General features: G+C 60.8%; 22 protein-coding genes. 9 read left to right on the forward strand and 13 right to left on the reverse strand.

Features of this window, described 5'->3' with window-relative positions:
- Positions 1–10: 10 nt before the first annotated feature.
- From KIO76_RS23395 to KIO76_RS23410, 4 genes are all read left to right on the forward strand, one after another.
- Complete coding sequence (locus KIO76_RS23395; protein ID WP_213325990.1) at positions 11–283, forward strand: hypothetical protein; 273 nt, start codon at positions 11–13, stop codon at positions 281–283.
- An 18-nt stretch (positions 284–301) separates the two neighbouring features.
- On the forward strand, positions 302–892 hold the full coding sequence (locus KIO76_RS23400) for a DUF4214 domain-containing protein (RefSeq protein ID WP_213325991.1): 591 nt from the start codon (positions 302–304) through the stop codon (positions 890–892).
- Positions 889–1,203, forward strand: a complete 315-nt coding sequence (locus KIO76_RS23405) for a hypothetical protein (RefSeq protein WP_213325992.1) — start codon at positions 889–891, stop codon at positions 1,201–1,203. The genes KIO76_RS23400 and KIO76_RS23405 overlap by 4 nt, the downstream gene beginning before the upstream one ends.
- Before the next feature lie 566 nt (positions 1,204–1,769).
- On the forward strand, positions 1,770–2,012 hold the full coding sequence (locus KIO76_RS23410; protein ID WP_249730012.1) for a hypothetical protein: 243 nt from the start codon (positions 1,770–1,772) through the stop codon (positions 2,010–2,012).
- Positions 2,013–2,618: 606 nt separating this feature from the next.
- Here the strand turns inward: KIO76_RS23410 and KIO76_RS23420 are convergent.
- From KIO76_RS23420 to KIO76_RS23435, 4 genes are all read right to left on the reverse strand, one after another.
- Entirely contained in the window at positions 2,619–2,867 is a 249-nt protein-coding gene (locus KIO76_RS23420) for a WGR domain-containing protein (protein ID WP_213325993.1), read from the reverse strand.
- Positions 2,868–3,459: 592 nt separating this feature from the next.
- Positions 3,460–4,263, reverse strand: coding sequence for an enoyl-CoA hydratase-related protein (locus KIO76_RS23425; protein ID WP_213325994.1), 804 nt, complete (start codon positions 4,261–4,263; stop codon positions 3,460–3,462).
- A 14-nt stretch (positions 4,264–4,277) separates the two neighbouring features.
- On the reverse strand, positions 4,278–5,210 hold the full coding sequence (locus tag KIO76_RS23430; RefSeq protein ID WP_213325995.1) for an acyl-CoA dehydrogenase family protein: 933 nt from the start codon (positions 5,208–5,210) through the stop codon (positions 4,278–4,280).
- Positions 5,207–6,367, reverse strand: coding sequence for an acyl-CoA dehydrogenase family protein (locus KIO76_RS23435; protein WP_213325996.1), 1,161 nt, complete (start codon positions 6,365–6,367; stop codon positions 5,207–5,209). The genes KIO76_RS23430 and KIO76_RS23435 overlap by 4 nt, the downstream gene beginning before the upstream one ends.
- 221 nt (positions 6,368–6,588) lie before the next feature.
- On the opposite strand from KIO76_RS23435, the gene KIO76_RS23440 reads away from it, so the two are divergent.
- Positions 6,589–7,413 (forward strand): IclR family transcriptional regulator, encoded by an 825-nt coding sequence (locus KIO76_RS23440; protein WP_213325997.1) that lies wholly within the window; start codon positions 6,589–6,591, stop codon positions 7,411–7,413.
- A gap of 94 nt (positions 7,414–7,507) precedes the next feature.
- Here KIO76_RS23440 and KIO76_RS23445 read toward each other — a convergent pair whose 3' ends face one another.
- Genes KIO76_RS23445 through KIO76_RS23465 form a run of 5 tightly spaced genes read right to left on the reverse strand, consistent with a single transcriptional unit; the run spans position 7,508 to position 13,076 of the window.
- Entirely contained in the window at positions 7,508–8,512 is a 1,005-nt protein-coding gene (locus KIO76_RS23445) for an aldo/keto reductase (protein WP_213325998.1), read from the reverse strand.
- Positions 8,513–8,525: 13 nt separating this feature from the next.
- Entirely contained in the window at positions 8,526–9,689 is a 1,164-nt protein-coding gene (locus KIO76_RS23450) for a thiolase family protein (protein WP_213325999.1), read from the reverse strand.
- A complete protein-coding gene (locus KIO76_RS23455; RefSeq protein ID WP_213326000.1) occupies positions 9,689–10,582 on the reverse strand; it encodes a 3-hydroxyacyl-CoA dehydrogenase in 894 nt (297 codons plus the stop codon). The genes KIO76_RS23450 and KIO76_RS23455 overlap by 1 nt, the downstream gene beginning before the upstream one ends.
- A 24-nt stretch (positions 10,583–10,606) precedes the next feature.
- Positions 10,607–11,413, reverse strand: coding sequence for an enoyl-CoA hydratase/isomerase family protein (locus KIO76_RS23460; RefSeq protein ID WP_213326001.1), 807 nt, complete (start codon positions 11,411–11,413; stop codon positions 10,607–10,609).
- Positions 11,406–13,076, reverse strand: coding sequence for an AMP-binding protein (locus KIO76_RS23465; RefSeq protein ID WP_213326002.1), 1,671 nt, complete (start codon positions 13,074–13,076; stop codon positions 11,406–11,408). Before KIO76_RS23465 ends, KIO76_RS23460 begins: the two co-directional genes overlap by 8 nt.
- A 274-nt stretch (positions 13,077–13,350) precedes the next feature.
- Here KIO76_RS23465 and KIO76_RS23470 point away from each other — a divergent pair, with 274 nt between their 5' ends.
- The 3 genes from KIO76_RS23470 to KIO76_RS23480 are packed head-to-tail and all read left to right on the forward strand — an operon-like array spanning position 13,351 to position 16,095.
- Complete coding sequence (locus tag KIO76_RS23470) at positions 13,351–14,502, forward strand: acyl-CoA dehydrogenase family protein (protein WP_291976674.1); 1,152 nt, start codon at positions 13,351–13,353, stop codon at positions 14,500–14,502.
- Complete coding sequence (locus KIO76_RS23475; protein WP_213326004.1) at positions 14,499–15,659, forward strand: thiolase C-terminal domain-containing protein; 1,161 nt, start codon at positions 14,499–14,501, stop codon at positions 15,657–15,659. The genes KIO76_RS23470 and KIO76_RS23475 overlap by 4 nt, the downstream gene beginning before the upstream one ends.
- 1 nt (position 15,660) lies before the next feature.
- A complete protein-coding gene (locus KIO76_RS23480) occupies positions 15,661–16,095 on the forward strand; it encodes a Zn-ribbon domain-containing OB-fold protein (RefSeq protein WP_213326005.1) in 435 nt (144 codons plus the stop codon).
- Between the two features lies 1 nt (position 16,096).
- Here the strand turns inward: KIO76_RS23480 and KIO76_RS23485 are convergent, their stop codons facing one another.
- The 4 genes from KIO76_RS23485 to KIO76_RS23500 are packed head-to-tail and all read right to left on the reverse strand — an operon-like array spanning position 16,097 to position 19,801.
- Positions 16,097–17,287, reverse strand: coding sequence for an MFS transporter (locus tag KIO76_RS23485; protein WP_213326006.1), 1,191 nt, complete (start codon positions 17,285–17,287; stop codon positions 16,097–16,099).
- Between the two features lies 1 nt (position 17,288).
- Entirely contained in the window at positions 17,289–18,158 is an 870-nt protein-coding gene (locus tag KIO76_RS23490) for an HpcH/HpaI aldolase/citrate lyase family protein (protein ID WP_213326007.1), read from the reverse strand.
- Positions 18,159–18,168: 10 nt separating this feature from the next.
- Positions 18,169–19,335, reverse strand: coding sequence for an acyl-CoA dehydrogenase family protein (locus KIO76_RS23495; protein WP_213326008.1), 1,167 nt, complete (start codon positions 19,333–19,335; stop codon positions 18,169–18,171).
- A gap of 7 nt (positions 19,336–19,342) precedes the next feature.
- Positions 19,343–19,801, reverse strand: a complete 459-nt coding sequence (locus KIO76_RS23500; protein WP_213326009.1) for a MaoC family dehydratase — start codon at positions 19,799–19,801, stop codon at positions 19,343–19,345.
- A 236-nt stretch (positions 19,802–20,037) separates the two neighbouring features.
- Between KIO76_RS23500 and KIO76_RS23505 the strand changes: the two genes are divergently transcribed.
- Complete coding sequence (locus tag KIO76_RS23505) at positions 20,038–22,122, forward strand: acetate--CoA ligase family protein (protein ID WP_213326010.1); 2,085 nt, start codon at positions 20,038–20,040, stop codon at positions 22,120–22,122.
- Positions 22,123–22,128: the final 6 nt, after the last annotated feature.

Genomic DNA, 22,128 nt, shown 5'->3' on the forward strand with positions numbered 1-22,128 from the left:
AGGTTTAGAAATGAAGGATTTCGAAAACTCAGATCAAGCGATAGATCGGCTTCGCGGAACCTTGATCAACAAGATTCCGGAGCAATCAATTCGAGAATCGCAGCATTATTCAGATCACGATGAATATGCGCTTGCTCTAGAAATGCTGCTCTGGGGCGCACATCAATCCAAACTAATCATGGACGACGAGCAAAAATATATATTAAAATACCTATCTTCTGTAATTAATATTGTAGAATACATAGATCCAGAGTACTGGCATTATTTCAAAGAGCTTAGATAGAAGTTGGGGACAATACGTATGCCCGCCCAATCCTTCACCGCGCAGATGTACAATGCCTTCCTCGGGCGGGCGCCGGAGCCGAACGACTATGCCTGGTGGGTCTACCTCTATCCCACCATGACCGAGACCGCCTTCATCAATGCCTGGGCGGCCACGCCCGAGGCCAAGGCTCTCAACCCCTGGATCGATAGCCCGACCCTCACCAACGCCCATATCTTCATCGCCTCGCTCTATGTCCACCTCTACGACCGCATTCCCGATGCGGCCGGCCAGACCTTCTGGGCCAATGAGCTGCAGGCCAATGGCATCGCCCCTGTGCTGCTCGCGCTCCTTGCGGTCGGGGGTACGGACGGCGCCGTGCTCGCCAACCGCACCGAGGTCGGCGTCTATTTCGCGGAGAAGTTCCTGGCGGCCGGCGCCGCGCCTGCCTTCTCCTGGCAGCAGTCGATCCTGAACAGCGTCGATGCCACGCCAGCTTCGGTCACTGCAGCCAAGGCCCAGATCGACGCCTGGGTGCCGCCGCGCCGCTCGATGCGACGCTCGGCACCTATGCTGACGTCCTCGCCCGCGCCAAGACCTACAACATCACCGGTCTCCCCAGCTTCATGACCTTTGAGCTCGCCAGCGAGATGCTGGCGGCCTCCAACCCGACCGGCAATGTGGTCGGCTTCGTCCACAATGGCGCCAAGCTCAGCCTCGTGCCGCTTTATCTCACCGCCACCGCCATCACCGAACTCGGCCCCGCCTCCGCCCAGACGGTGGCCAGCGTCTTCGCCGACGGCCCGATCGCCCGCGTTACCCTCGACGGCCAACCGGTCATCTGCGTCAGCGTCAACGGCGACACCACCTTCTCCGTCACCACCGATTTCGTCCTCACCGGCCTAGGCGCCGCCACCATCACCGATTTCGTGCTGGCGTGAGGCTGGCTGCTCGGCCCATTGCATAGGCTGGCGGTAAGCGAACGTGTCAGTCGATGGAGCGATAACGTACAGACAAGCGCGGGGATAAATCATCGGGGAACATGCCCACTTGGCGCTTGTTAACCCTGCACTCTGGATCGCAGCACCATCCGGAGCTTCCCCGGCCCGCCTGTTCTCCCACTTGGCGAGCCTGGAGCATGGCTACTTTTATCTATACTCGCTAACTCTCTCGGCGCAGAGGGGGCGCCCAGCAACCCTCGCCGCCGTGGACCCCGGTTTCCTCCTGAGCCGGGGTTTCTTATTCGAAGGCGCGCCGTGGAAACTCTCCGTTCTGCGCAGGTTAAGTCTGTGCTGAAGATAGTTTTGCAGCGTCTGAAGCATCCCCCGGCCACCAGCCGCTTGCAAAAGCGGGCCGGGGACCTCCAATTTCTAGCGCGTGTTCTCAGCGAAGGAATGGTCCCAAGTCATCCCAACGCTGAGATTGGGAACCGGCTTCAGTAGGAGCCGGGGTTTTCTTATGGAGGTCCTCTGCCGAGGAACTTCTCTGTCCGGCGTAGGTTAAGCCTTTGCTGCTGAGCAAGGCCGCGCTCGAGGAGGCGAGGCACGAGGCTCTCGAGCACCGCTTCGGTTCTTCCGATCCGCGCGATTTTGCCAAGATGCTCGAGCAACATCCGGAACTCGCAAAGCGAGCGACGGGGATCGTCGCCGTCGCACGCACCATCAACCACGCCCGCGTGGCCGAACTCAGTCGTGACCACACCCTGCAGCAGGAGCTATCCAGGCGGCGGGAGATCGGATTGGGGCGGTAGCGGAGACATTAGGGGTGTCCGCGGAGAACCTTCGCCATTTACCGAAAGTCTCTGCCGACACTCTCCGCAGCCTCAAGCGTAGCCTTGGCTTTTCCGCCGCCTAAGGGCTTTGCCGGAACTGATCTTCACATGGTTGAAGTGCCCCATCGGAGAGCAATTTGGCCGGATTCACGCGGGCGTCTACCCCGACCGCTCGGCTTCGGCAAGACGCCAAGCCGCTTCAGTGATCCGAGGCGTCGCCCTCGATCCAAACGTTTCGGTTTTCTCTATCTTGGGGAGAGCCTGAAGGTCTGCTTCCTGGAAGCGGTGCTACGCGATCAGCGCGATCACCAGCCAATCTTTGGAATGAGCGTGAATGAGAAGATACCGTTGAGCGTACAACGAGACCGTCGCCGCCCGGCGGCCTACGACACGATGAACGTGATCTTGAGCTTGTCGAGGAGATGTACGGATCCCGTCCGCGCCTTGCATGGAACATGGTGAACGCTGGGATCCGGTCGCCGGGTTCGATCCCGGGTGACCGACCTGGCACCCTATTCCCGCCAGATGGCGCGCTCCTAGCGTGCATACCCACCAGGGGAGTAATTGATCTACACGGATCGCTGGTTACTTCTCGGGCGGTCTATAACCACGTTGTCTCTTCTGCCGCAGAAGAGAGAGAAACGCTACGACCGCATCATCTTCACACGCGAAGCTATGCTGGGTGGCGTGGCCGCGCGAGCCGATGCGGCCCCAACGCCGCGTGAGTGAGACCTCACCTAGCAGGGTCGGTTCGATCGCCATCCCATAGAAACGAGCCACATTTTGGGAAGGATCGTGGCGCTCGACGCAGAGACGGTAGGGCTGTGTGATCATGCAGCCAGATTGGCGCGGGAGTTCTTTCTCGTCCAACCACAGTTGGGGAATCGACTGAGTCTCAAGGATTCACATTTGTGATGGAAGTATCACTTATGAGTTTGCGCGCCTCCTACTTCTTACCGCAGGCGGCGATGGCGCGCTCAGGTTGCATTCGCGCGCCCTGGCGGGCCAAGGAGCTGCCTCATATTTGATTACTTGCCGTACCAACGCTTTTAGTCAAATTTTCCAGATACTTCTGTCACACGTGCAGGACGCAGCAATATGACGACGCGTTATGGTCGATACGATGAATGCGGGCGCCTTTCGAGACCTGTCAGGATTGGTGCGCGGTCTCCGCCCCGGCCGTCACAGGTCAGGCTCGATGATGCCGACCTTCAGGACAATTGCCAACGTTGGCGCCTCGATCAGCTTCATCGTTCGGACAACCTGCAATTTATTGATCGCACGATCGAATACGGCCAAGTTGGTGTGCCCATGCACTGCTGCATCAACGCAAGTAGCGAGGTGCCGCTGGCCTCCATGCCGAGCAGGACCGCAAGCATGATGAAGACGCCAACGAACGCACCCCGCTCACCCTGTCTCTTAGGTCTTAATCGCCCATGAAGTTTGGCTGGCGCTTCTCGAGAATGGCTGCGACAGCTTCGCGTTGATCGGCACTCGATTGCACGATGGCCTGGAATGCGGCGGCCAGCTCCAGGCTCTCAGGTAGGCCCAATTCGGAGGACTGGCGAATCAAGCGCTTGTTGAGGCGGACACTTTTCGGCGGAAAAGCTGTAATCTGCCTCGCGACTGCAACGGCTTCCTCTACGAGGCGATCAGCGGGAACGACCCGGCTTGCAATCCCCCAGTCCACCGCCTCATCCGCGGTCAGCATGCGACAGGTGAGTGCCAGTTCTATCGCGCGCGCAAAGCCAACGAGGCGCGGCAGGTACCAAGCGCCACCGTCGCCGGAAACCAATCCAACACGCAGGAAACTTTCGGCGAAGCTCGCCTCGGGTGAAACCAGGCGGATGTCACACATGCAGGCGAGATCCATGCCCGCGCCGATGGCGGCACCGTTGACGGCGGCGACAATCGGGACATCAAGCGCATGGAATGCTTTCGGGATGCGCTGGATGTGACGGCGATATGCTTCCTGCATCTGATGCGGCTTGCCGGCAAACATTGGGTGGCTGCCGTCGCGCATCTCCTTCACATTGCCGCCCGAACAGAACCCTTCTCCGGTGGCGGTCAATACGATGCAGCCAAGGCTTTCGTCAGTATTGGCGCTTTCAAGAAAAGCCAGCAGCGCCGTGACAACCGGGCCGGACAGCGCGTTGCGTGATCTTGGCTCATTTAGCGTGACGATCGCGATGGGACCGTCGCGTTCGACTAGAAGAGGTTCATCCGTCATGGCTATCTTTCCGACTAGTCGTCGACGAGGTGTGACCATAGCCCGCTTGCGTCTTCGGCCGCGGCCTGGCCTACGGCCGCAGCTAATGTAGCCTGGCGGCCCCAGTCATCGCGCCAGAGCCAGAGCCGGCGGGTGTAGTGATGCAACACATGTTCTTCGGTGAAGCCAATGGCACCCAGGACCTGATGTCCAGCGGCCGCGACCACGGTCGCGGCCCGTCCCGCCTGAACTTTGGCTGATTGCCATAGGATGGATCGCAGCCATCCCCCATCGGCAGCTTGCACGGCGCCGCCAAGTGCAGCCTGTGCGACGACATAGTCCGAAGCGGCCTCGGCAATCATGTGCTGAAGCGCTTGGAACTTGCTGAGCGGCTTGCCAAACTGCTTGCGGGTATTGGCGTATTCGATCGTGATTTCCATCACGCGCGCCATCGCCCCCAACATCGTGGCTGCGGTTAAACAAGCGCCTTGCACCGCCAGCCGCTGCCCGACGCCAGGGAGCAAAATGCGCTCAATTTCCGCACCGGTTGCGCTCACCCAGGGGCTGCCATCAAGCCCTTCGGAACCGGGCGCCGCGCGAAAGATGGTGAGGTGATCGGCTTCTGGCGTGATCAAGAGGCTAGCCGGGCCAGGGGCCTCTCGCTGCCCCGGCGCCGCGAGCGTCGCTTCGGGCGCAGCGCCGCTCAGAGTCGGCAACAGCAGCATCGGCACAATCGGGAGGGGTGCGGCGTGATAGCCCGCTCGCCAGGCGATCACGCAGGTTTCCTCCAGCGTACCGCCCATGCCACCGTCCGCTTCCGCCACGAGCGCAAGCGGCAACCCGGCCCCCTCCGCCTCGGCGCGGAGTCGCGCCGCCAGCTTCGTATCGTGGCGCGCGGCCGGATCCGCCAGCGCGCGGGAAAACAGTCGGTCTGCCAGATCTTCCAGCAGCCGTGCGGTTTCTGTCATCTCAGCCCGAGCTCCCGTGCGATGATGCCCTTGAGGATCTCCCGTGTTCCTCCGCGCAGTGAGAAGCACGGCGCATTAAGGATGGCGGTCGCCAAAGCACCGGCCGCACGGTCACCCGTCATGGAGGGGCGTAGGTCGAGAACGCGGCGCGCGATCTCGGGAATGTCCTGCTCCAGTGCCGTGCCAAGGTCTTTCATAATCATGGCGAGCGCGCCCGTGCCTTCGCCGCGGCCAAGAAGTGCGTTGATCTGCAACGACAGTTGCCGTATCGCCGTGAGGCGGGAAACCACGACACCGAGTTCGAAGAGACCATGGCGATCAGACGTGTCGCGCAGTGCCTCGGCCAAGGTGCTCAGGACGGTAAATGTTGAAAGAAATCTGTCCGGACCGGACCGCTCAAAAGCAAGCTCTTCGGTAACCAGCTTCCAGCCATCCCCCCCGGAACCCAGGAGATGGTCTTCCGGGACAAAGGCGCCATCGAACGTGATCTCGTTCAGCTCATGTTCGCCCGCAAGGTTGATCAGGGGCCGCACCGTGATCGCGGGTTGCTTCATCGGCACGACGAGCTGGGAAAGCCCGGCATAGCGGTCATCGCCGCGGGGCTCCGTGCGGCAGAGGCAAATAATAAATTCGGCATGTTGAGCGTTGGTGGTCCATACCTTGCGTCCCTCGACACGAAAACCTCCTGCCACACGGTCGGCCCGCGTGCGGATGGAGGAGAGGTCCGAGCCGCTGTCGGGCTCACTCATGCCGATACCGAAAGTGATGCGCCCTGCTGCAATCTCCGGCAGGATCGCGCGTTTCACCTCATCCGAACCGTGACGAAGGATCTGGGGCCCGGACTGACGGTCTGCGATCCAATGGGAACCTAGTGGCGCTCCGGCGGCCAGCATTTCCTCGCAGACGACATAACGCTCTAAGGCGCTGCGGCCGCCGCCGCCGTAGGCGACTGGCAATGTCATCCCGACATAGCCCCGTGCGGCAGCACGTTCGGAAAAGCTGCGGTCCCAGGTCGTCCAACTTTGACGGCCGGGCCTGATAGCGCCCCGCGCCCGTTCTTCGTCCAGAAAGGCACGCACTTCCGCGCGCAACGCCGAGGCGGCATCGTGGATCGGTGCAGGGGACGCGGGATCGGGAAAGAGACGAAAAGCGGTCATCAGCTGCTCCGATGCTCGCGAAAAGGATACTCCTGATCACCTAGCCCGGCGCGCGAGGACGATCAAGGAGAAAATTCTAGATAGCGAAAATCATTCTCATCTTGAAATTTTCCGTGGCAATCAAGAAAATTGTGACATGATTGTTCTCCATAGAAAAAGATCGATATGATCACGATAGCGCAAGAGCGGCAGGAGATGATCACGTGAAGGAGGGGGCTGCAATGATCCAAAAGTCCGCGCAGACCGTGCGCAAGCGTCGTGCAAAGGCAGACCCTGAATTGGCCGAAGCTATCGGCTCCGGCAAAGTGGTCGGCGCGGTTGTAGGGGCAATCAAGATCTTGCGCTTCCTTGCCAAGACGCGCGAGCCCATGGGCGTGTCGCGGATTGCCAAGGAAACTGATCTCAATACCTCGACGACGTTCAATACGTTGCGAACACTGATGCTTTATGACTTCGTGCAATTCGATCGGTTATCCAAGACCTACGTGCTCAGTCTTGGCCTTATGGAAATTGCTTATTCCGCGACGGCGATCGCCGGTGATTTCGGGGTGATCCGGCCGGCAATGGAGCGCATCGCTCAGGAGCACGGCGTGACGGTTACACTCTGGCAACCCGTCCGCGCGGATCGCAAGGTGCTGATCATGTCGGCCCAGCCACACAACGCGATTCGGATCCAGATGGCTGTCGGCCAGCGCCTGCCGCTCCTCGTTGGCGCGACGGGAAGGCTCTTTGCGGCATTTTCCGCCTTATCGGACACCGAAGTGCGACGGCAATTCGACGCGATTCGTTGGGATCAGTCGCTGAGTTTCGCGGAGTTCCGAAAACAGATCGAGGAGGCGAGGGAGCTTGGGTGGGCGCTCGATGATGGCAATTTCGCGCAAGGCACTGTGCTGGTTTCCACACCGGTGCTAGACCGCAATGGCCATGCTGCTATGGCCGTCACCGCCAATATGTTCGCGGGGCAATACAATCCCGCGCGCGCTGAGGGCATCGTGCGTGATCTGAAGGCTTTTTCCAAGCAGGCGGCGCGCATCTTGCCGCTCTGACATTTCTTCGGTTGTTGGCTGCGAATACTCTTAACAAAAGGCTGCCCTCAGATGAGGGTTATCTGAGGGCAGTCAAGTCTTCGGGGAGGAGCGGTTAACGGCAGGTCGCGTCGGCGGCGGGCGCCTTCCAGTCGCGTGATCCCGCTATGCCTTCGGAAGACAAGATGTTGCTGATTGAAGCAGCCTCTTCGGTGGTCAGATGGAGCGAAATGGCGCCGACATTTTCTTCCAGATATTTGATCCGCTTCGTGCCGGGAATAGGCACGATGTCGTCTCCTTGCGCGAACAGCCAGGCCAGCGCGACTTGCCCAAGCGTACAAGTCTTTGCGGAAGCTATAGCTTTCACCTGCTCAAGCAATGCCAAGTTTTTCTCAATGTTGCCATCCTGAAAGCGCGGCGCATTGATGCGTAGATCGTTGCCGGCTAACGATGACGTGGATGTGATCGCGCCTGTCAGAAATCCGCGGCCGAGCGGGCTATAGGGCACGAACGCAATGCCCAGTTCCCGGCAGGCGGGCAGGACCTCTGTCTCGACATCGCGGTGGAACAGCGAATATTCCGATTGGAGCGCGGCGACCGGGTGGATCGACGCGGCGCGGCGCAGAATATCGACGCCGACTTCAGATAGGCCGATTGCGCGGATCTTGCCTTCCCTGACCAGATCGGCGAGGTCACTCATCGTCTCCTCGATGGGGCGTCGCGGATCCATGCGGTGGACGTAGTAAAGGTCGAGATGGTCGGTTCTAAGTCGCTGCAGGGAAGCCTCTACGCAGCGGCGCATGTAACCCCGCGAATTATCGAGCTCGCGGTCGTAAAGGCTGCCTGACGGACCGTTTGGATCCCGTATGATTCCGAACTTTGATGCGATTACGATGCGATCACGGCGTCCCTTTGCGAAGCGACCCACTAGCTCTTCGTTATGGCCGCGCCCGTACATGTCGGATGTATCGTAGAGTGTGATACCGAGTTCCAAAGCGCGGTCGAGGGTTTTGAGCGATTGGGCATCATCCTGCTCCCCGTAGAACTCGGACATGCCCATACAGCCAAGGCCTAGTGCTCCACAGGTGACGCCGGAGGCGCCGAGTGTAACCTGTCTCATCGATGTTCCCTCCTCACAGCCGTTCAACAACTGTGGCTGTGCCGAGCCCGCCGGCGCAGCACATGCTCTGCAGGCCATAGCGCGCGCCCCGACGCTCCATCTCGTGCAGAAGCGTAGTCATTAGGCGTGCACCGCTCCCGCCGAGGGGATGGCCGAGGGCGATCGCGCCGCCGTTCACGTTCAGCCGCGCCGGATCAGCCCCCGTTTCCGCCAGCCACATCAGCGGTACGGGCGCAAAAGCTTCGTTAACCTCATACAGATCGATATCGTCTAGTGCCAGGCCGGTCTTCTGCAGGACTTTGGCGGTGGCAGCTAGAGGGCCAGTCAGCATCAGTTCCGGATCAGAACCCACGGTTGTCGCTGCGACGATACGGGCTCGCGGCTTGAGGCTGAGGCGTGTGGCAACACCCTCCTCCATCAGCAACAAGGCTGCTGCACCATCGGAGATTTGCGAGGCATTGCCGGCTGTCACGCGCCCATCTGGCCGAAAACTCGTCTTCAACGTCGCGAGCTTCTCGGGCGAGGTGTCACGACGGATGGTTTCGTCCGCGGCCAGGGTGATTGGCGCAGTGCCCGGTTCGCCCCAAAGCCCGACGTCGATCGGTACGATCTCGCGGTCAAACCGGCAGCTGTCAGCGGCTTTGGCGGCGCGGCGATGACTGCTGATCGCATAGTCATCGAGAGTGTCGCGCGTGAAGCCCCAGCGGTCACAGATGCGTTCTGCTCCTTCGCCCTGCGCTGTCAGCTCGAAGCGCTCGAGCCAGTGATGACCAAAAGGTTCGCCATGGATGTCGCGGTTGGAGCCCATAGGCACGCGGCTCATCGCCTCCGCGCCACCAGCGATAACGATGTCAGCCTGCCCGGCAGCGATCATCGCATGGGCCATATGGGTCGCAACTTCCGACGAGCCGCATTTACGATCGACCGTGAGGCCGGGCACCTCCTCCGGCCAGCCTGCGGATAAGAGGGCGGTGCGCGCAATATTGGCGCTCTGTTCGCCGATCTGCGTGACGCAGCCGAAGATCACATCGTCGACCCGCGCGGGTTCCAACCCGTTGCGCGCTGCCAGCGCTTGCAGCAGCGCGGCTCCGAGATGGTCCGCTCGGACAGACGCGAGCGTGCCGCGAAAGCGCCCGATGGGGGTGCGGGCAGCGTCTACGATCACAACGTTGCGCATCAATAGGGCCTCAAACCAGAGCCGGCGACTTTCTCACCCTGTTCGTATTTGTAGACGCCATGACCCACCTTGCGGCCGTAACGGCCAGCCTGCACCATTTTCGTGATGAGCGGGCAGGGGCGGAATTTTTCGCCGAGCGTCTGATGCAGATATTTCAGCACCGACAGCCGGGTATCCCATCCAGTCAGGTCGCCGAGTTCGAGCGGCCCCATCGGGTGGTTGAAGGCCATGCGCAGCGAGGTGTCGATATCCTCCGCGCTGGCGACGCCTTCTGACAGCATCCACATCGCCTCATTGCCGAGCATCGCGGAGATGCGGCTGGTGGTGAAGCCCGGCGCCTCGTTGACGAGGATGTGCGTCTTGCCGACCCGCCCCGCCCAGTGGCGCGTACGCGCCACTGTTTCGTCGGAACTTTGCAGCCCACGGATGATCTCACAGAGCTTCATCTTGTGGACGGGATTGAAGAAATGCATCCCGATAACACGCTCAGGGCGGCCCACCGATGCGGCAAGCTCGGTGATCGACAAAGCCGAAGTATTGGTCGCGATAACCGTATTATCACCGACATTGGCAGATACGCTCTGCAGAATGTCGATTTTGATCTTGATATCCTCGGTCGCGGTCTCCACGACGAGATCTGAGTTCATGCAAGCCGATGTGAGATCCGTCGTGCAACGTAACCCGGCTTCCACAGTCGCGCGCACGGCGGGCGTGACTTTCCCGCGAGAAATACCTTCTTCAACGATGCGAAGGATTGCCTCGCGCGCCCGCTTTAACTGATCCTCGCTGATGTCGACGAGAGTCGTCGTATAGCCCGCCGATACGAAGGCATGGGCAACGCCCAAGCCCATCTGTCCCGCACCGACGACGGTTATCTTATCATTTGATGGCACCGGCAATCCTCTCGGTACTGAGCCTTATTCGCCGACGAAGCGGGGCGGGCGCTTTTCGCTGAACGCACGAGCAGCCTCGGCCCGGTCTTCAGTTCCTGTGAGCAGAGCGAAGAGGCTGCGCTCTAACGCCATGCCTGCAGAGATATGGAGATCCGCGCCGGCGCGCGCGGCTTCCTTGACATAGAGCGTCGCTGCCGGCGCGCGGGCGGCGATTTGCCCGGCAAGCGCGAGCGCGTCGTCCAAAAGGGCTTTGGGATCGGCCGACAGGCGGGTGACAAGTCCGATGCGGTGTGCCTCGGCTGCGTCCACCTTGCTGCCGGTCAGCAAGAGATCCAGCGCGCGCCCCAATCCGAGAATGCGCCCGAGCCGCTGCGTGCCGCCGGCACCAGGGATCAGCCCTAATCCCGTTTCGGGTAGGGAGAAAACCGCGTCGGAGGAAGCGATACGAATGTCGCTGGCGAGCGCGATTTCCAGCCCGCCACCCATGCAAAAGCCATGAATGGCCGCAATGACCGGCGTAGCGCAGCGGTCGAAAGCATCGATCCAGGCGCTGGACATCAGCCATCGTCGTGTCGCGACAGGTGTCATGGGCGCGCGCCGTTCGGTGATATCGGCGCCTGCGCAGAAACCGCGTCCGCGGCCCCCATGAATAACAATCGCGCGGACGTCTGGGTCGTTGTCGAGCTCTCCCAATACCGCGGGCAGGCCTTCGCGGATTTCTTCATTGATCGCGTTGATCCGCTGCGGACGGTTCAAGGTGATGATCCCAACCGCATCCTGGCGATGCAAGGTCAGGGCGCTCTCGGAGACGGGATTCGGTGCATCAAGCACGGCGGGATACCCTTCCTTCCGAGGCAAGGCTCACACCAGCTTTGGTGCGGTCCCAGGTTTCGGGCGTGATCCCGCGTTCACGCAGTTCTTTCTTTTTGACCTTCTCCGAGGGGGTCTGCGGCAGACTATCCATCACCTCGATATAGCGGGGCACCATATGCGCGGCCATGCGCTCGTCGCACCACGCAATCAGTGCGGCGTGATCGAGTGTCGCGCCGGCGCGCAGGACAATGCAGGCCTTGACCTCATCCTCGCCGGCTTTCTCATCGGCCTTCACGCCGATCACGGCGACCTCGGCCACGCCGTTGAAAGTGCGGATAACGCTTTCCACCTCGAAGGACGAGATATTCTCGCCCCTTCTCCTCAGTGCGTCTTTCACGCGATCGACGAAATAGTACCAGCCCTCGGCATCCCGGCGTAGCGCGTCACCGGTATGGAACCACAGGTTGCGCCAGGTCTCGACAGTCTTGTCGGGCTGGCCGAGATAGCCGTTCGAGATAATGCCCGGCACCTTATGGCGGATCAGCAACTCGCCGATCTCTCCCTCGGGGACGGGCTCGTCGGTTTCGGGGTCCGCGATCCGAACCTCGTACCACTGATCCATGAGCACGCCAGAAGCGCCCTCAGGCCGCTTGGCACCGCGAGGTGTCTGAAAGACGTTCGAGATCTCGGTTTGACCAAAACCGTCGACGAATTCGATTGGACCGAAACGGTCGGTGAATTGCTCGGCGAGATCAAAGGCCAACGGCGCGGCATAGATAGTGCGCAGCCGATGGTTGCGCTCTTCAGGCTGCGGGGGCGTCGCGCAGATAAACGCCATCGTGGCCCCGAGCAGGTTCGCCACGGTCGCGCCGCACCGCCGCGCGCGGCCAAAGTAATCGGAGGCCGAGAATTTCGGATAGAGCACGCAATGCGCGCCAGCGATCAGGCAGGGATAGATAGTTAGAAATTGGGCGTTCCCATGAAAAAAAGGAAAGCCGGTCATGTATACGTCCTGATCGGTCAGGCCTACCAGCTGTACATCTTCTTCAGCGAAGAAGTAGAACTGGGAATGCGGCATCTCCACGCCCTTGGACATGCCGGTCGTGCCCGAAGTGTAGAGGATGGCGGCAAGATCCCTTGGATCAACATAAATTCCGGGATTGGATGTATTATCGGTCTTCAGCTCGGCCGCAGAACGGATCTCCACACGCCGCAGGCGGACGTCTGTGGTGTTCTCGTCGAGAAGATAGCAGCGCTTGAGATGGGGTACGCTCTCCTCGACTTCCGCCAAACGCTGGAGCAGCGGTGCTGTCGTGATGATGGTCGCGGCTTTTGACAGGTTGAGTTGATGGGCAAGGAAGGTGCCCTTTTGGATGTCGCCGACAGGGACTTCCACGGCGCCGAGCTTTTGTAGCGCCCACCACAGCAACACGAATTCGAGGCTGTTCGGCATATAGAGCACGACCATATCGCCTTTACCGATTCCGGCAGCGGCGAGGCCGTGGGCGAGCCTATTCACTTCTGCATTGGCTTCAGCGAAGCTGAGCGGTTCGCCGGCGTCCGTCCATGAAAGACACGGCCTGTCGGCACGGATCTCGGCCTGATGCTCGAGAATGCGAGGCAGCACCCACATGTCGCGCGGGAAAGCCGGATTGTAATGCGGATAAGTCAGCACGGACATCAACGATGTTCCCTTGGGCGGCAAGCCCTTGCGCGCGCAGGCCGCAAGTTGGCATCTGGCCAGCAATGGCGACGGCCGCGTTTCCTCCGACGTAATGTCTAGCAAGGACCCTTAGGGGCGGCAAGAAGAATTCTTCATATAGAATGATTTTCTTTATTGCGATAGACCGATGGTCTGATAGACGAGTCTAACGGGTGCATGCCATTTCCGGACCGGACCGATGGCAGGCGCACCGCAGAAGCGCCCAGCGCAGCATTTGGCGGGAGGAGGCAACGTGCAGATCTGGACCCCTTGGGCCTTGCCTTTTTTTGAGGCGCATCACGATGCGATAGCGTCCCGTGCCTCCAGCTGGACGTCACCTGTCGATGACCACGCGGTAACTGAGGTGGATTTGCCTGAAGCCTGCCGTGCGATCGCTGCCTCGCTCGGAGAGGCAGGTCTTCTCGATCTGGTGGTCCCGGAGCCGGGCGGAAAGATCGACCTGCGCGCGGTGTGCATTGCGCGAGAGGCGATCAGCTACCGCTCAGCCTTGGCCGATTGCGTGATCGCCATGCAGGGTATCGGTACAGGCGCGATCTGGCAGGCGGGAACACCGGCGCAGATGCGATATCTGGCGCCCGCGCGCGCCGGCCGCTCAATCGCGGCCTTCGCCTTGACTGAGCCAGGCTCGGGCTCGGACGTGGCCAGTATCACCACCACGGCGACGCGTGATGGCAATGCTTATGTGCTCAACGGGGAAAAGGTCTATATTTCCAACGCACCCTTCGCGGATCATTATGTCGTACTGGCGCGAACGGGCGAAGCGCCCGGCGCCAAAGGGTTGTCTGCCTTTCTGGTGGATGCCGGCACCCCTGGCCTCAGCGCCGGCGAAGCGACGGAGTTGATGGCAGTCCATCCTGCGGGCCCGCTCAGCTTCCGCGACTGCAAGGTGCCTGCCTCAGCGCTGCTCGGTGAAGCGGGCAGGGGCTTTGCCTTGGCGATGTCAGTTTTCGACATCTTTCGGACATCCGTGGGCGCAGCCGCTATCGGCATGGCGCGGCGCGCGTTTGACGAAACCGTCGCGCGGGTGCGTGAGCGGCACCTGTTCGGCGGGGCTATGGCTGAACTGCCCGGCGTGCAGAATGAGATTGCCGCTATGGGCGTGGACATTGAGCTCGGCGCGCTTGCCGTCTATCGGGCCGCCTGGGCCAAGGACACTACGGGCGGGCGTTGTACCCATGAGGCCTCGATGGCCAAACTCGTCGGCACCGAGCATGCCGGACGCGCCATCGACCGGGCCGTGCAGATCTGGGGTGGAATGGGCGTTACGCGGGGCTCGATCGTCGAGCAACTTTACCGCGAGGTGCGTGCGTCACGCGTCTATGAGGGCGCTTCTGAAGTTCAGAAAATGGTCATTGGACGTGGCTATCTGAGGAAATCAGGATGATCGCGCGTCGAACAGCTATCGTGGGCCTGGGGGCGACGCCCTATTGGCGACGCGGTCAATCCGCGCCGCGCTCCATGATCGAGCTTGTCGGCCAGGCGGTGCTTGCCGCATGCGACGATGCGGGCCTGCCGGTCGCGGAGATCGACGGACTAAGCTACTATTCCGGCGGCTTCGACAGCTCGCTCCTCATGGAGACGCTCGGCATTCCCGAACTGCGCTTCTCTGCCATGCTGACGGGCTCGGGTGGCGGATCTGCAGGGGCCGTTGGTCTGGCTGCCGCCGCGGTCGTCTCCGGCTTAGCGCGCACCGTCGTGGTGGTCGGCGGCAACCAGCAGGGTGAGACGCGTTTTGGCTCCATTACCAAATCTTATGATGCGACACCGGAAAATGCCTTTTTCGAAGCCGCGGGGCTGATCGGTCCAGGGCATATGTTTGCGCTTCTGGCGCAGCGCCAAATGCATGACTATGGTTATACACGCGAGATGTTTGCCGAAGTGGCTCTGTCAGCGCGCGACAACGCGATGGACCATCCGCTTGCGCTGATGAAGAAGCCGCTCACGCTTGATGACTACATCGCTGCGTCACCGCTTGCCGATCCCTTGTGCCTCTATGATTTCTGCCTGGAATCGGACGGCGCGATCGCCGTTGTCGTCACCAGCGCCGAGCGCGCGCGCGACCTTGCCCGCAAGCCCGTTATCGTCCAAGGCTGCACGCATGGCGGCGAACGCAGCTGGGGCCGCTCGCTTTATTGGATGAACATGCCGGAGCGCGCGTTTCTATCCTCGGGTCATCAGAGCGTGGCGCGCGATCTCTACGCGCAGGCGGGGGTCGCCCCCAGCGATATAGATGTTGCGCAAATCTATGACCATTTCACCCCGATGGTTATCGCGCAGCTCGAGGACTACGGCTTTTGCAAGCCGGGGGAGGGGGGCGAGTTTGTCGCTTCAGGCGCGATCCGCCGCAACGGATCTCTGCCGGTCAACACCGATGGCGGGCAGCTGTCATGCGCCTATGTCTGGGGTATGACCCATATACGGGAAGCAGTGGAACAGATGCGAGGCACCGCTTTTCATCAGATTGCCGGCGCGGAACTCGCCCTCGTGACCGGCGGCCCGTCAAACGTGCCGATGAGTGGCCTGATTCTCGCTGGAGCCTGAGATGTCCGAGATCGCTGTCGCCCCTCCGGAGGCCTTGTTCACGCTGACCGCCGATCGCTGGACCCTCCCGTTCTGGGACGCTGCGACCGGGGGCTGGCTCACCGCCTGCCGTTGTGGGCGATGCGGGGCCTTTCGCATGCCGCCGACACCATTCTGTCCAGAATGCCGGTCGCAGGACGTGGAGTGGCCGCGCCTGCCAGGAACGGGCCGGCTATTCAGCTATACTGTGGTGCGCCGGGCCGTTGTGCCAGAAATGGAGGGCTCGCTGCCTTATGTTCCGGCCTTGATCGACCTCGATGAGGCGCCCGGCGCGCGGCTCATTTCGGCGCTCGTCGGTTGCGCGATCGATCGCATCCGTATCGGCGCGCCCGTTCGCGTGACCTTCGAGCAGCGCGTGGACCGGGTGAAGGTGCCACGCTTCCGCTTGGACGAATAGCTCAGGCAGGCTTGATACGGCGATGTCGCCTGCGCAAGTAGAGCGTGGCGTAGAGCGCCAGCCCCGACCCAGCGCAGGCAAGTAAGACGACAGCGGCCATGCGGGCAATGTCGCTGCTTGCACTGGCAATACTGACTGCTATGGCGCCTACTGTGAATTGTGCCGCGCCGAAGATACCGGTCGCTGATCCCCGCAGATGCGGTGAAAGGCTCACCGTGTGGGTCAGGGTCAAGGGCGCCATCGTGCCGGACATCAAAGTATAGAGAAAGCCGGCGCCGAGAAACACCGGCGTTGTCAATGTACCGGTAAGGACAGCAGTCAGGAAAAGGCCGGCCCCTATCGTCCCAAGACAGGAAGCGCCGATGAAAACGAGGTGCAGGCCAAAACAACGGGCGACGAAGCTCGCGCTGACATTTCCGGCAAGGAGGCCGATCACGAATACGGCGTAGAACGCCGCCGCCTCCTCAATCGGGCGGTGAAGATATTGCAGCACGACGAAGGGCGACGTCGCCAACAGCACGAACATTGTCGTGGTTGTCAGTGAGCCACCGAGAACCTGCAAGAGAAAGGGGTGTGAAACCAGTAGCGCGCGATATTTCAGCCAGATCGCACGGGCAGGCTCTGCCCGGCTTGCAGCTGTCTCCGTCAGACGAAAGGCGACCCCCGCAATAGTTGCGACGCCAAGAATGGCCAGCAGCAGGGGAATTGAGCGCCAGCCCAGGGTGTTGACCATCCATACCCCGATGATCGGCGCGAGCGTCGGTGAGATCAGCAGCACAGCATTAACGGCGGCAATAGTGCGCGCTGCATCTCCACCATGTGCGGTATCATGGACGACCGCGCGGCCCAGAACAAGCCCCGCGCATCCACCCGCCGCCTGAAAAAGGCGCGCTGTCAGCAACGCCTCGAAGCTTTGTGCGGCGGCGGCGGCGAGCCCAGCCAGCCCAAATATGGTGAGAGCCCCGAGAAGGACGGGACGGCGGCCGAAGCGGTCAGATAGTGGGCCGTAGAAGATCTGTCCACCGGCAATGACGAACATATAGAGGCTAATCGTCAGTTGGGCTTGCGCCGGTTTGATCGCGAACTCCTTAGTGATCATGGGCAGCGCAGGGACGAAGATGTGCATGCCAATCGTCGCTGAGCCGATCATCAATGCTAGCAGCCAGAAGGGGCGTGAACTCCCCTCCGCCATATCAGGCGCTCCAGCGGGCAAGGAAGGCCTTGGCCGTCTCAACGTGGGCGATGTCGATATGCTCGCCACGATACATGGTGGCGCCATCCCCTCTGGCTTCCGCTTCCGCGAAAGCGTCAATCATGCCGCGATAGAATTCGATCTCCTCATGAGAGGGCGAGAAGACTTCATTGATCACCGGGACATTCGACGGATGAAGTACGATTTCGCCCGTATAGCCGAGCGATTTGTTGAAGAGGGCCGCTTTGCGTAAGCCTTCGAGATCATGGACATCCTGCCACATGCCGCCGATTATTTCGGGCTTGCCCGCGGCGCGTGCGGCAACGACCGCTTGCGAGCGTAGATATAGTGTCTCTGTTCCCTCACGCGTCCACTGGAAGCCAAGGTTGCGCTCAAGGTCAGCTCCCTTGGCAGTGACCTGCACGAGATGGCGGACGCGCGGGTTGCTCGCGATTTCATAGACATGTTGGGCCGCCTTCGCCGTTTCGATGGCAGCGATCAGATGTATCCCTCCGACAGGCAGCCCCTTGCGGTGCTCGACCTCGGCAATCAGCCTCGACAGACATTCAACGTCGGTCGGATCTTCCGCTTTGGCGACAAAAATGCCAGCAATGCCATTCTGGACAACGGCCCGCAGGTCGTCGACATCATAGCTATAGGCGCCTCTGTTCGTCCGTACATAGAGCCGCGGCCCCTTGCCGGCCAGCTTTGGGATGGCCACTGCAACACTGGCGCGTGCATTGTCCTTCAGCGCATCGGGAACACTGTCCTCAAGATCCAATACAACGGCGTCGGCACCAAAGCTCGGGATCTTTTCTATCCACTTTTCCTTGTGGCCAGGCACGAACATCAACGTACGGATCGGCCTCATGACGCTCTCCTCAATACGACCTTGGTAGTCCGAGCATCTTCTCTGCAATGTAGGCGAGCACGAAATTTTGCGAGATCGGCGCAATCTTCCAGACGCGCGTTTCGCGGAAATAGCGCTCCACATGGTATTCGGCCGCATAGCCATAGCCACCATGGGTCTGGACCGCCCGATCGCACGCTTCAAACGCCGCCTCAGTTGCCAAATACTTGCAAATATTAGCCAGATCACCACAGGGCTGGTTGTTGTCGTAGAGCCACATGGCTTTCTGTGTCAGTGCGTCGGCCGCCTCCAGTTTGGCTACGCTATCCGCGAGCGGGAATTGTACGCCCTGATTCATGCCGATCGGCCGGTCGAAGATGACACGTTCCCGCGCGTATTGCGTCGCGCGTTCGATCGCCCGGCGTCCGACGGCGATCGATTCCGCCGCGACGAGAATGCGCTCCGCATTAAGGCCGTCAAGAAGGTAGTGGAAGCCTCTTCCTTCTTCGCCGACGCGGTCGCTCTCATGCACCCGCAAACCGTCGTAGAAGACCTCGCATGACCCGACGGCCTCCCGCCCCATCTTGGGTATGGGACGAATGGTGACTGCCGGATTCTGGATGTCCGCCAGGAACAACGTCATCCCGTCGGTCTTCTTCTTGCATTCCTCCAGCGGCGTCGTCCGCGTCAGCAGCAGGCACTTTTGCGACTGTTCTGCCTTCGAGGTCCAGACCTTGCGTCCTGTGATGATGTAGTGATCGCCGTCACGGACGGCCATAGTCTTAATCTTGGTGGTATCGGTGCCGGCGTCAGGCTCGGTCACGCCGAAGCAGACATGCAAATCTCCGGCCACAAGAGGGGGCAGGTATTTGCGCTTCATGGCCTCCGAGCCGAACTTGATGACCGGTGTCATGCCGAACAAGGAGACGTGCACGCAGGTCGCCGCCGATAGCGCCCCGCCCGAGCCGGCGACGCGCGCCAGGACCAGCGCGCCCTCGGTCAGTCCAAGGCCCGCGCCACCGTACTCTTCAGGGATCACGACGCCGAGGAAGCCCGCCCCGGCGAATGCATTATAGAATTCTATCGGAAATTCGTGGTTGCGGTCCTTCTCCATCCAGTACTCGTCGGGGAAGTCGCGCATCATCGCATCCACGGCATCAGCGAGGATACGGTGATCGTCAGGGACCGAGAATTCCATGATCGCCTCAGACGATGGCGCCTGAGCGCTTGAGCATCAGGCCGGTGCGCTTCGCGCGGACGACCACGTCATCCTTTTGATTATAACCGACGTGTTCAAACAACACGATGCCGGCATTTGGATATTTCTTGCTTTCGCGCTTGGACAGAATGGTCGTTTCGCTGCGCAATGTATCGCCAATACGCACCGGATTTGGAAAGCGGATCTCTTCATAGCCGAGATTGCCCAGCGTGGTGCCGAGCGTGAGATCACTCACGGTGGCGCCATTGACAAAGGCCAGTGTAAAAAGACTGTTGCACACGCGTGTACCATACATTGTTTTCTTGCCGAATTCTTCGTCGAGGTGCAACGGCTGATCATTGTGGGACAGAACTGTAAACATCAGGTTGTCGACTTCGGTTACCGTGCGGGTCACGGCGTGCTTGTAAACCTGGCCCGGTTCGAGGTCGTCATAGTACTTGCTCATGCTGTCCTCCCTGGCGGCGCGCGGGGGCTCCATCGCCCAGCTCTGTCATGATGCCCATACAAGTAGGACTTGATGGTCCCGCATGTCAAGCAACTTGCATCCGCCATAAATCGCCACGTCTATAGGGGATTGGACGCGACGATGCAGAGATGCGTTGACATCATCGCGTACAACTATAGAAAGAAGACCAGACAACATTGCCGCCGCACGACAAGGCGTGGCGGCGAGGAGGAACCATGGGATCTGCCGAGAGCCGGATGGCTGCAATCGACAAGCTGTTCAATGCAAAGGCCGTAGCCATCGTTGGGGCGACGCCGGATCTGACCAAGCTAGGCAGTTCAGCGATCGTCGCCATGCATAATCTGGGCTACAAGAGCGAAATCTGGGCGGTCAACCCACGATATACTGAAATCATGGGCCATCCCTGCGTCGCCTCGGTCGATGATCTGCCGCCTCAGATCGAGGCCGCGATGTTGAACGTGCCGGCCGATGCAGCCATCGAGGCACTGGAGGCCTGCGCACGCAAAGGCATCAAGGCGGTAGTCCTGGTTGCTCAGGGATTTGGCGAAGCTGGTGGCAAGGGACTCGAACGTGACGCCCGGGTGGTCGCAGCGGCGCGCCACTATGGGATGGCGATAACCGGTCCAAATACGAACGGGCTCGCAAACGCCGTCAATGGCCAGGCGTTGGCGATTGCGCCAGCCTATCAGTTCGCTGGCAGGGTCAAGCCCGGATCGGTCGCTCTCGTCTCACAGAGTGGCGCGATGGTCTCGACAATTTTGACCAAATTGACGCAGCGCGGTGTCGGCATCTCGAAAACAGTGACCTGCGGTAACGAACTCATCCTCAACGTCGCGGACTACTTGGCCTATATGGTTGAGGACCCCGAGACGTCCGTCATTGTACTCTTTTTAGAGACAATTCGTGATGGAGAGGAACTAAAGCGCTCGCTCGCTCTGGCGCGCGCTGCCGGTAAACCGGTGGTGGCGATCAAAATCGGGCAGTCGGACAGCGGGCAGAAGGCAGCGCTGTCCCATACGGGCGCGATTGCCGGCAGCTACCGGAACACGGCCGCATTTCTCGGGCGCCAGGGTGTGCTGGTCGCGGACAATATTGAGACATTGGCCGCGCTCACCGAACTCGTTCTGCGACAGAGTTGGCCTTTGGATCGTCCGGCCAAGCCCTGCGTCGTTTCCATTTCCGGCGGGTTCGCCGCGCTGGCCGCTGACGAGATGACCCGTTGCGGTCTGGTGTTGGCAGACCCCTCGCCGGCCGCCGCCGCTGAACTGAGCGCCTTGCCGACGCAGAGCCACGCGGTGAATCCATATGATATAGCGGCGCAGAATGCGCTGATTCCCGCGATCATTGATATTTTCAAGCGCGATGGTTTCAACCAGTTGATTTTTGGTCTCGCCCTGCTGAAGGATGATATTCGTCGTCCCGTCATTCAGATGATCCTGGATGCCAAGGCGGCGGGTTTTCCGCAGGTCTATATCGCATCGCCAGAAGTGGAACCGGAAGAGAAAGTCCTCTTCCATCGTCACGGAATTACGGTTTCCGAAGACCCGCGCCCCCTGTTCCAGGCCTTGGAACTCCTTGCGCGCTGGAAGGGACCACGCGCAGAGCCAACCCACGCGCAGATTAGCGCAACGGCGTTGCTCCCCGCGGGTGCGGGTTTGATGAATGAAGCCGAGAGCAAGGCGGTGCTTGCGGGTTTGGGCTTTCGCATACCTCAGGCGCGCGTGCTGGGTCCGGGACAGGGGACGGGGGATCTCGCCGATCTGCGGCGGCCGCTCGTGGTCAAGGGCCTGTCCGATCGCGTCGCGCATAAGTCCGAACATGGTCTCGTAGCACTCGGCCTCAATGGTGATGCTGATCTCGCCGCGGCGCTCGATCGGGTGCGCCGTAACCTGGCCGAGGCGGACCCCGAGGCCGGCAGCCTGCTTGTCGAGGAAATGATTGGCGGTGGTTTAGAAGCTATCCTCGGTGTGCAGCGCGATCCGATTCTTGGCCCGATGGTCGTGGTCGGCGCCGGCGGCATCCTGGTGGAATTGCTGGACGATGTGGCGGTGCTGGCGCCCCCCTTCACAGCCGAGGAATTGTCCGTAGCGCTCGATCGCACGCGGTTCGGCAGGCTGCTGCGCGGTTTCCGTGGCCAAAAGCCGGACCGGGACGCGCTGATTACGGCTTCGGTCGCCATTGGAAAGCTCGCGCTTTCGGAGCCACGTCTCGAAAGCCTTGACATTAATCCGTTGTTCGTCATGGAAACAGGTGTGTGCGCCATCGACGCCAAGATCTTCGTGGCGATGGAGAAGGCTTGACCCGGA

It is taken from the genome of Chelatococcus sp. YT9, from assembly GCF_018398315.1.
Classification (GTDB): Bacteria; Pseudomonadota; Alphaproteobacteria; order Rhizobiales; family Beijerinckiaceae; genus Chelatococcus.

What these genes read in the sequence shown, in the direction of transcription:
- KIO76_RS23400 (WP_213325991.1), top strand. Translation starts at nt 302, where the DNA reads ATGCCCGCCCAATCCTTCACCGCGCAGATGTACAATGCCTTCCTCGGG.
- KIO76_RS23445 (WP_213325998.1), bottom strand. Translation starts at nt 8,512, where the DNA reads ATGAGACAGGTTACACTCGGCGCCTCCGGCGTCACCTGTGGAGCACTA.
- KIO76_RS23420 (WP_213325993.1), bottom strand. Translation starts at nt 2,867, where the DNA reads ATGATCACACAGCCCTACCGTCTCTGCGTCGAGCGCCACGATCCTTCC.
- KIO76_RS23405 (WP_213325992.1), top strand. Translation starts at nt 889, where the DNA reads ATGACCTTTGAGCTCGCCAGCGAGATGCTGGCGGCCTCCAACCCGACC.
- KIO76_RS23430 (WP_213325995.1), bottom strand. Translation starts at nt 5,210, where the DNA reads ATGACAGAAACCGCACGGCTGCTGGAAGATCTGGCAGACCGACTGTTT.
- KIO76_RS23500 (WP_213326009.1), bottom strand. Translation starts at nt 19,801, where the DNA reads ATGAGCAAGTACTATGACGACCTCGAACCGGGCCAGGTTTACAAGCAC.
- KIO76_RS23450 (WP_213325999.1), bottom strand. Translation starts at nt 9,689, where the DNA reads ATGCGCAACGTTGTGATCGTAGACGCTGCCCGCACCCCCATCGGGCGC.
- KIO76_RS23495 (WP_213326008.1), bottom strand. Translation starts at nt 19,335, where the DNA reads ATGGAATTCTCGGTCCCTGACGATCACCGTATCCTCGCTGATGCCGTG.
- KIO76_RS23480 (WP_213326005.1), top strand. Translation starts at nt 15,661, where the DNA reads ATGTCCGAGATCGCTGTCGCCCCTCCGGAGGCCTTGTTCACGCTGACC.
- KIO76_RS23425 (WP_213325994.1), bottom strand. Translation starts at nt 4,263, where the DNA reads ATGACGGATGAACCTCTTCTAGTCGAACGCGACGGTCCCATCGCGATC.
- KIO76_RS23505 (WP_213326010.1), top strand. Translation starts at nt 20,038, where the DNA reads ATGGGATCTGCCGAGAGCCGGATGGCTGCAATCGACAAGCTGTTCAAT.
- KIO76_RS23435 (WP_213325996.1), bottom strand. Translation starts at nt 6,367, where the DNA reads ATGACCGCTTTTCGTCTCTTTCCCGATCCCGCGTCCCCTGCACCGATC.
- KIO76_RS23465 (WP_213326002.1), bottom strand. Translation starts at nt 13,076, where the DNA reads ATGTCCGTGCTGACTTATCCGCATTACAATCCGGCTTTCCCGCGCGAC.
- KIO76_RS23440 (WP_213325997.1), top strand. Translation starts at nt 6,589, where the DNA reads ATGATCCAAAAGTCCGCGCAGACCGTGCGCAAGCGTCGTGCAAAGGCA.
- KIO76_RS23395 (WP_213325990.1), top strand. Translation starts at nt 11, where the DNA reads ATGAAGGATTTCGAAAACTCAGATCAAGCGATAGATCGGCTTCGCGGA.
- KIO76_RS23490 (WP_213326007.1), bottom strand. Translation starts at nt 18,158, where the DNA reads ATGAGGCCGATCCGTACGTTGATGTTCGTGCCTGGCCACAAGGAAAAG.
- KIO76_RS23485 (WP_213326006.1), bottom strand. Translation starts at nt 17,287, where the DNA reads ATGGCGGAGGGGAGTTCACGCCCCTTCTGGCTGCTAGCATTGATGATC.
- KIO76_RS23475 (WP_213326004.1), top strand. Translation starts at nt 14,499, where the DNA reads ATGATCGCGCGTCGAACAGCTATCGTGGGCCTGGGGGCGACGCCCTAT.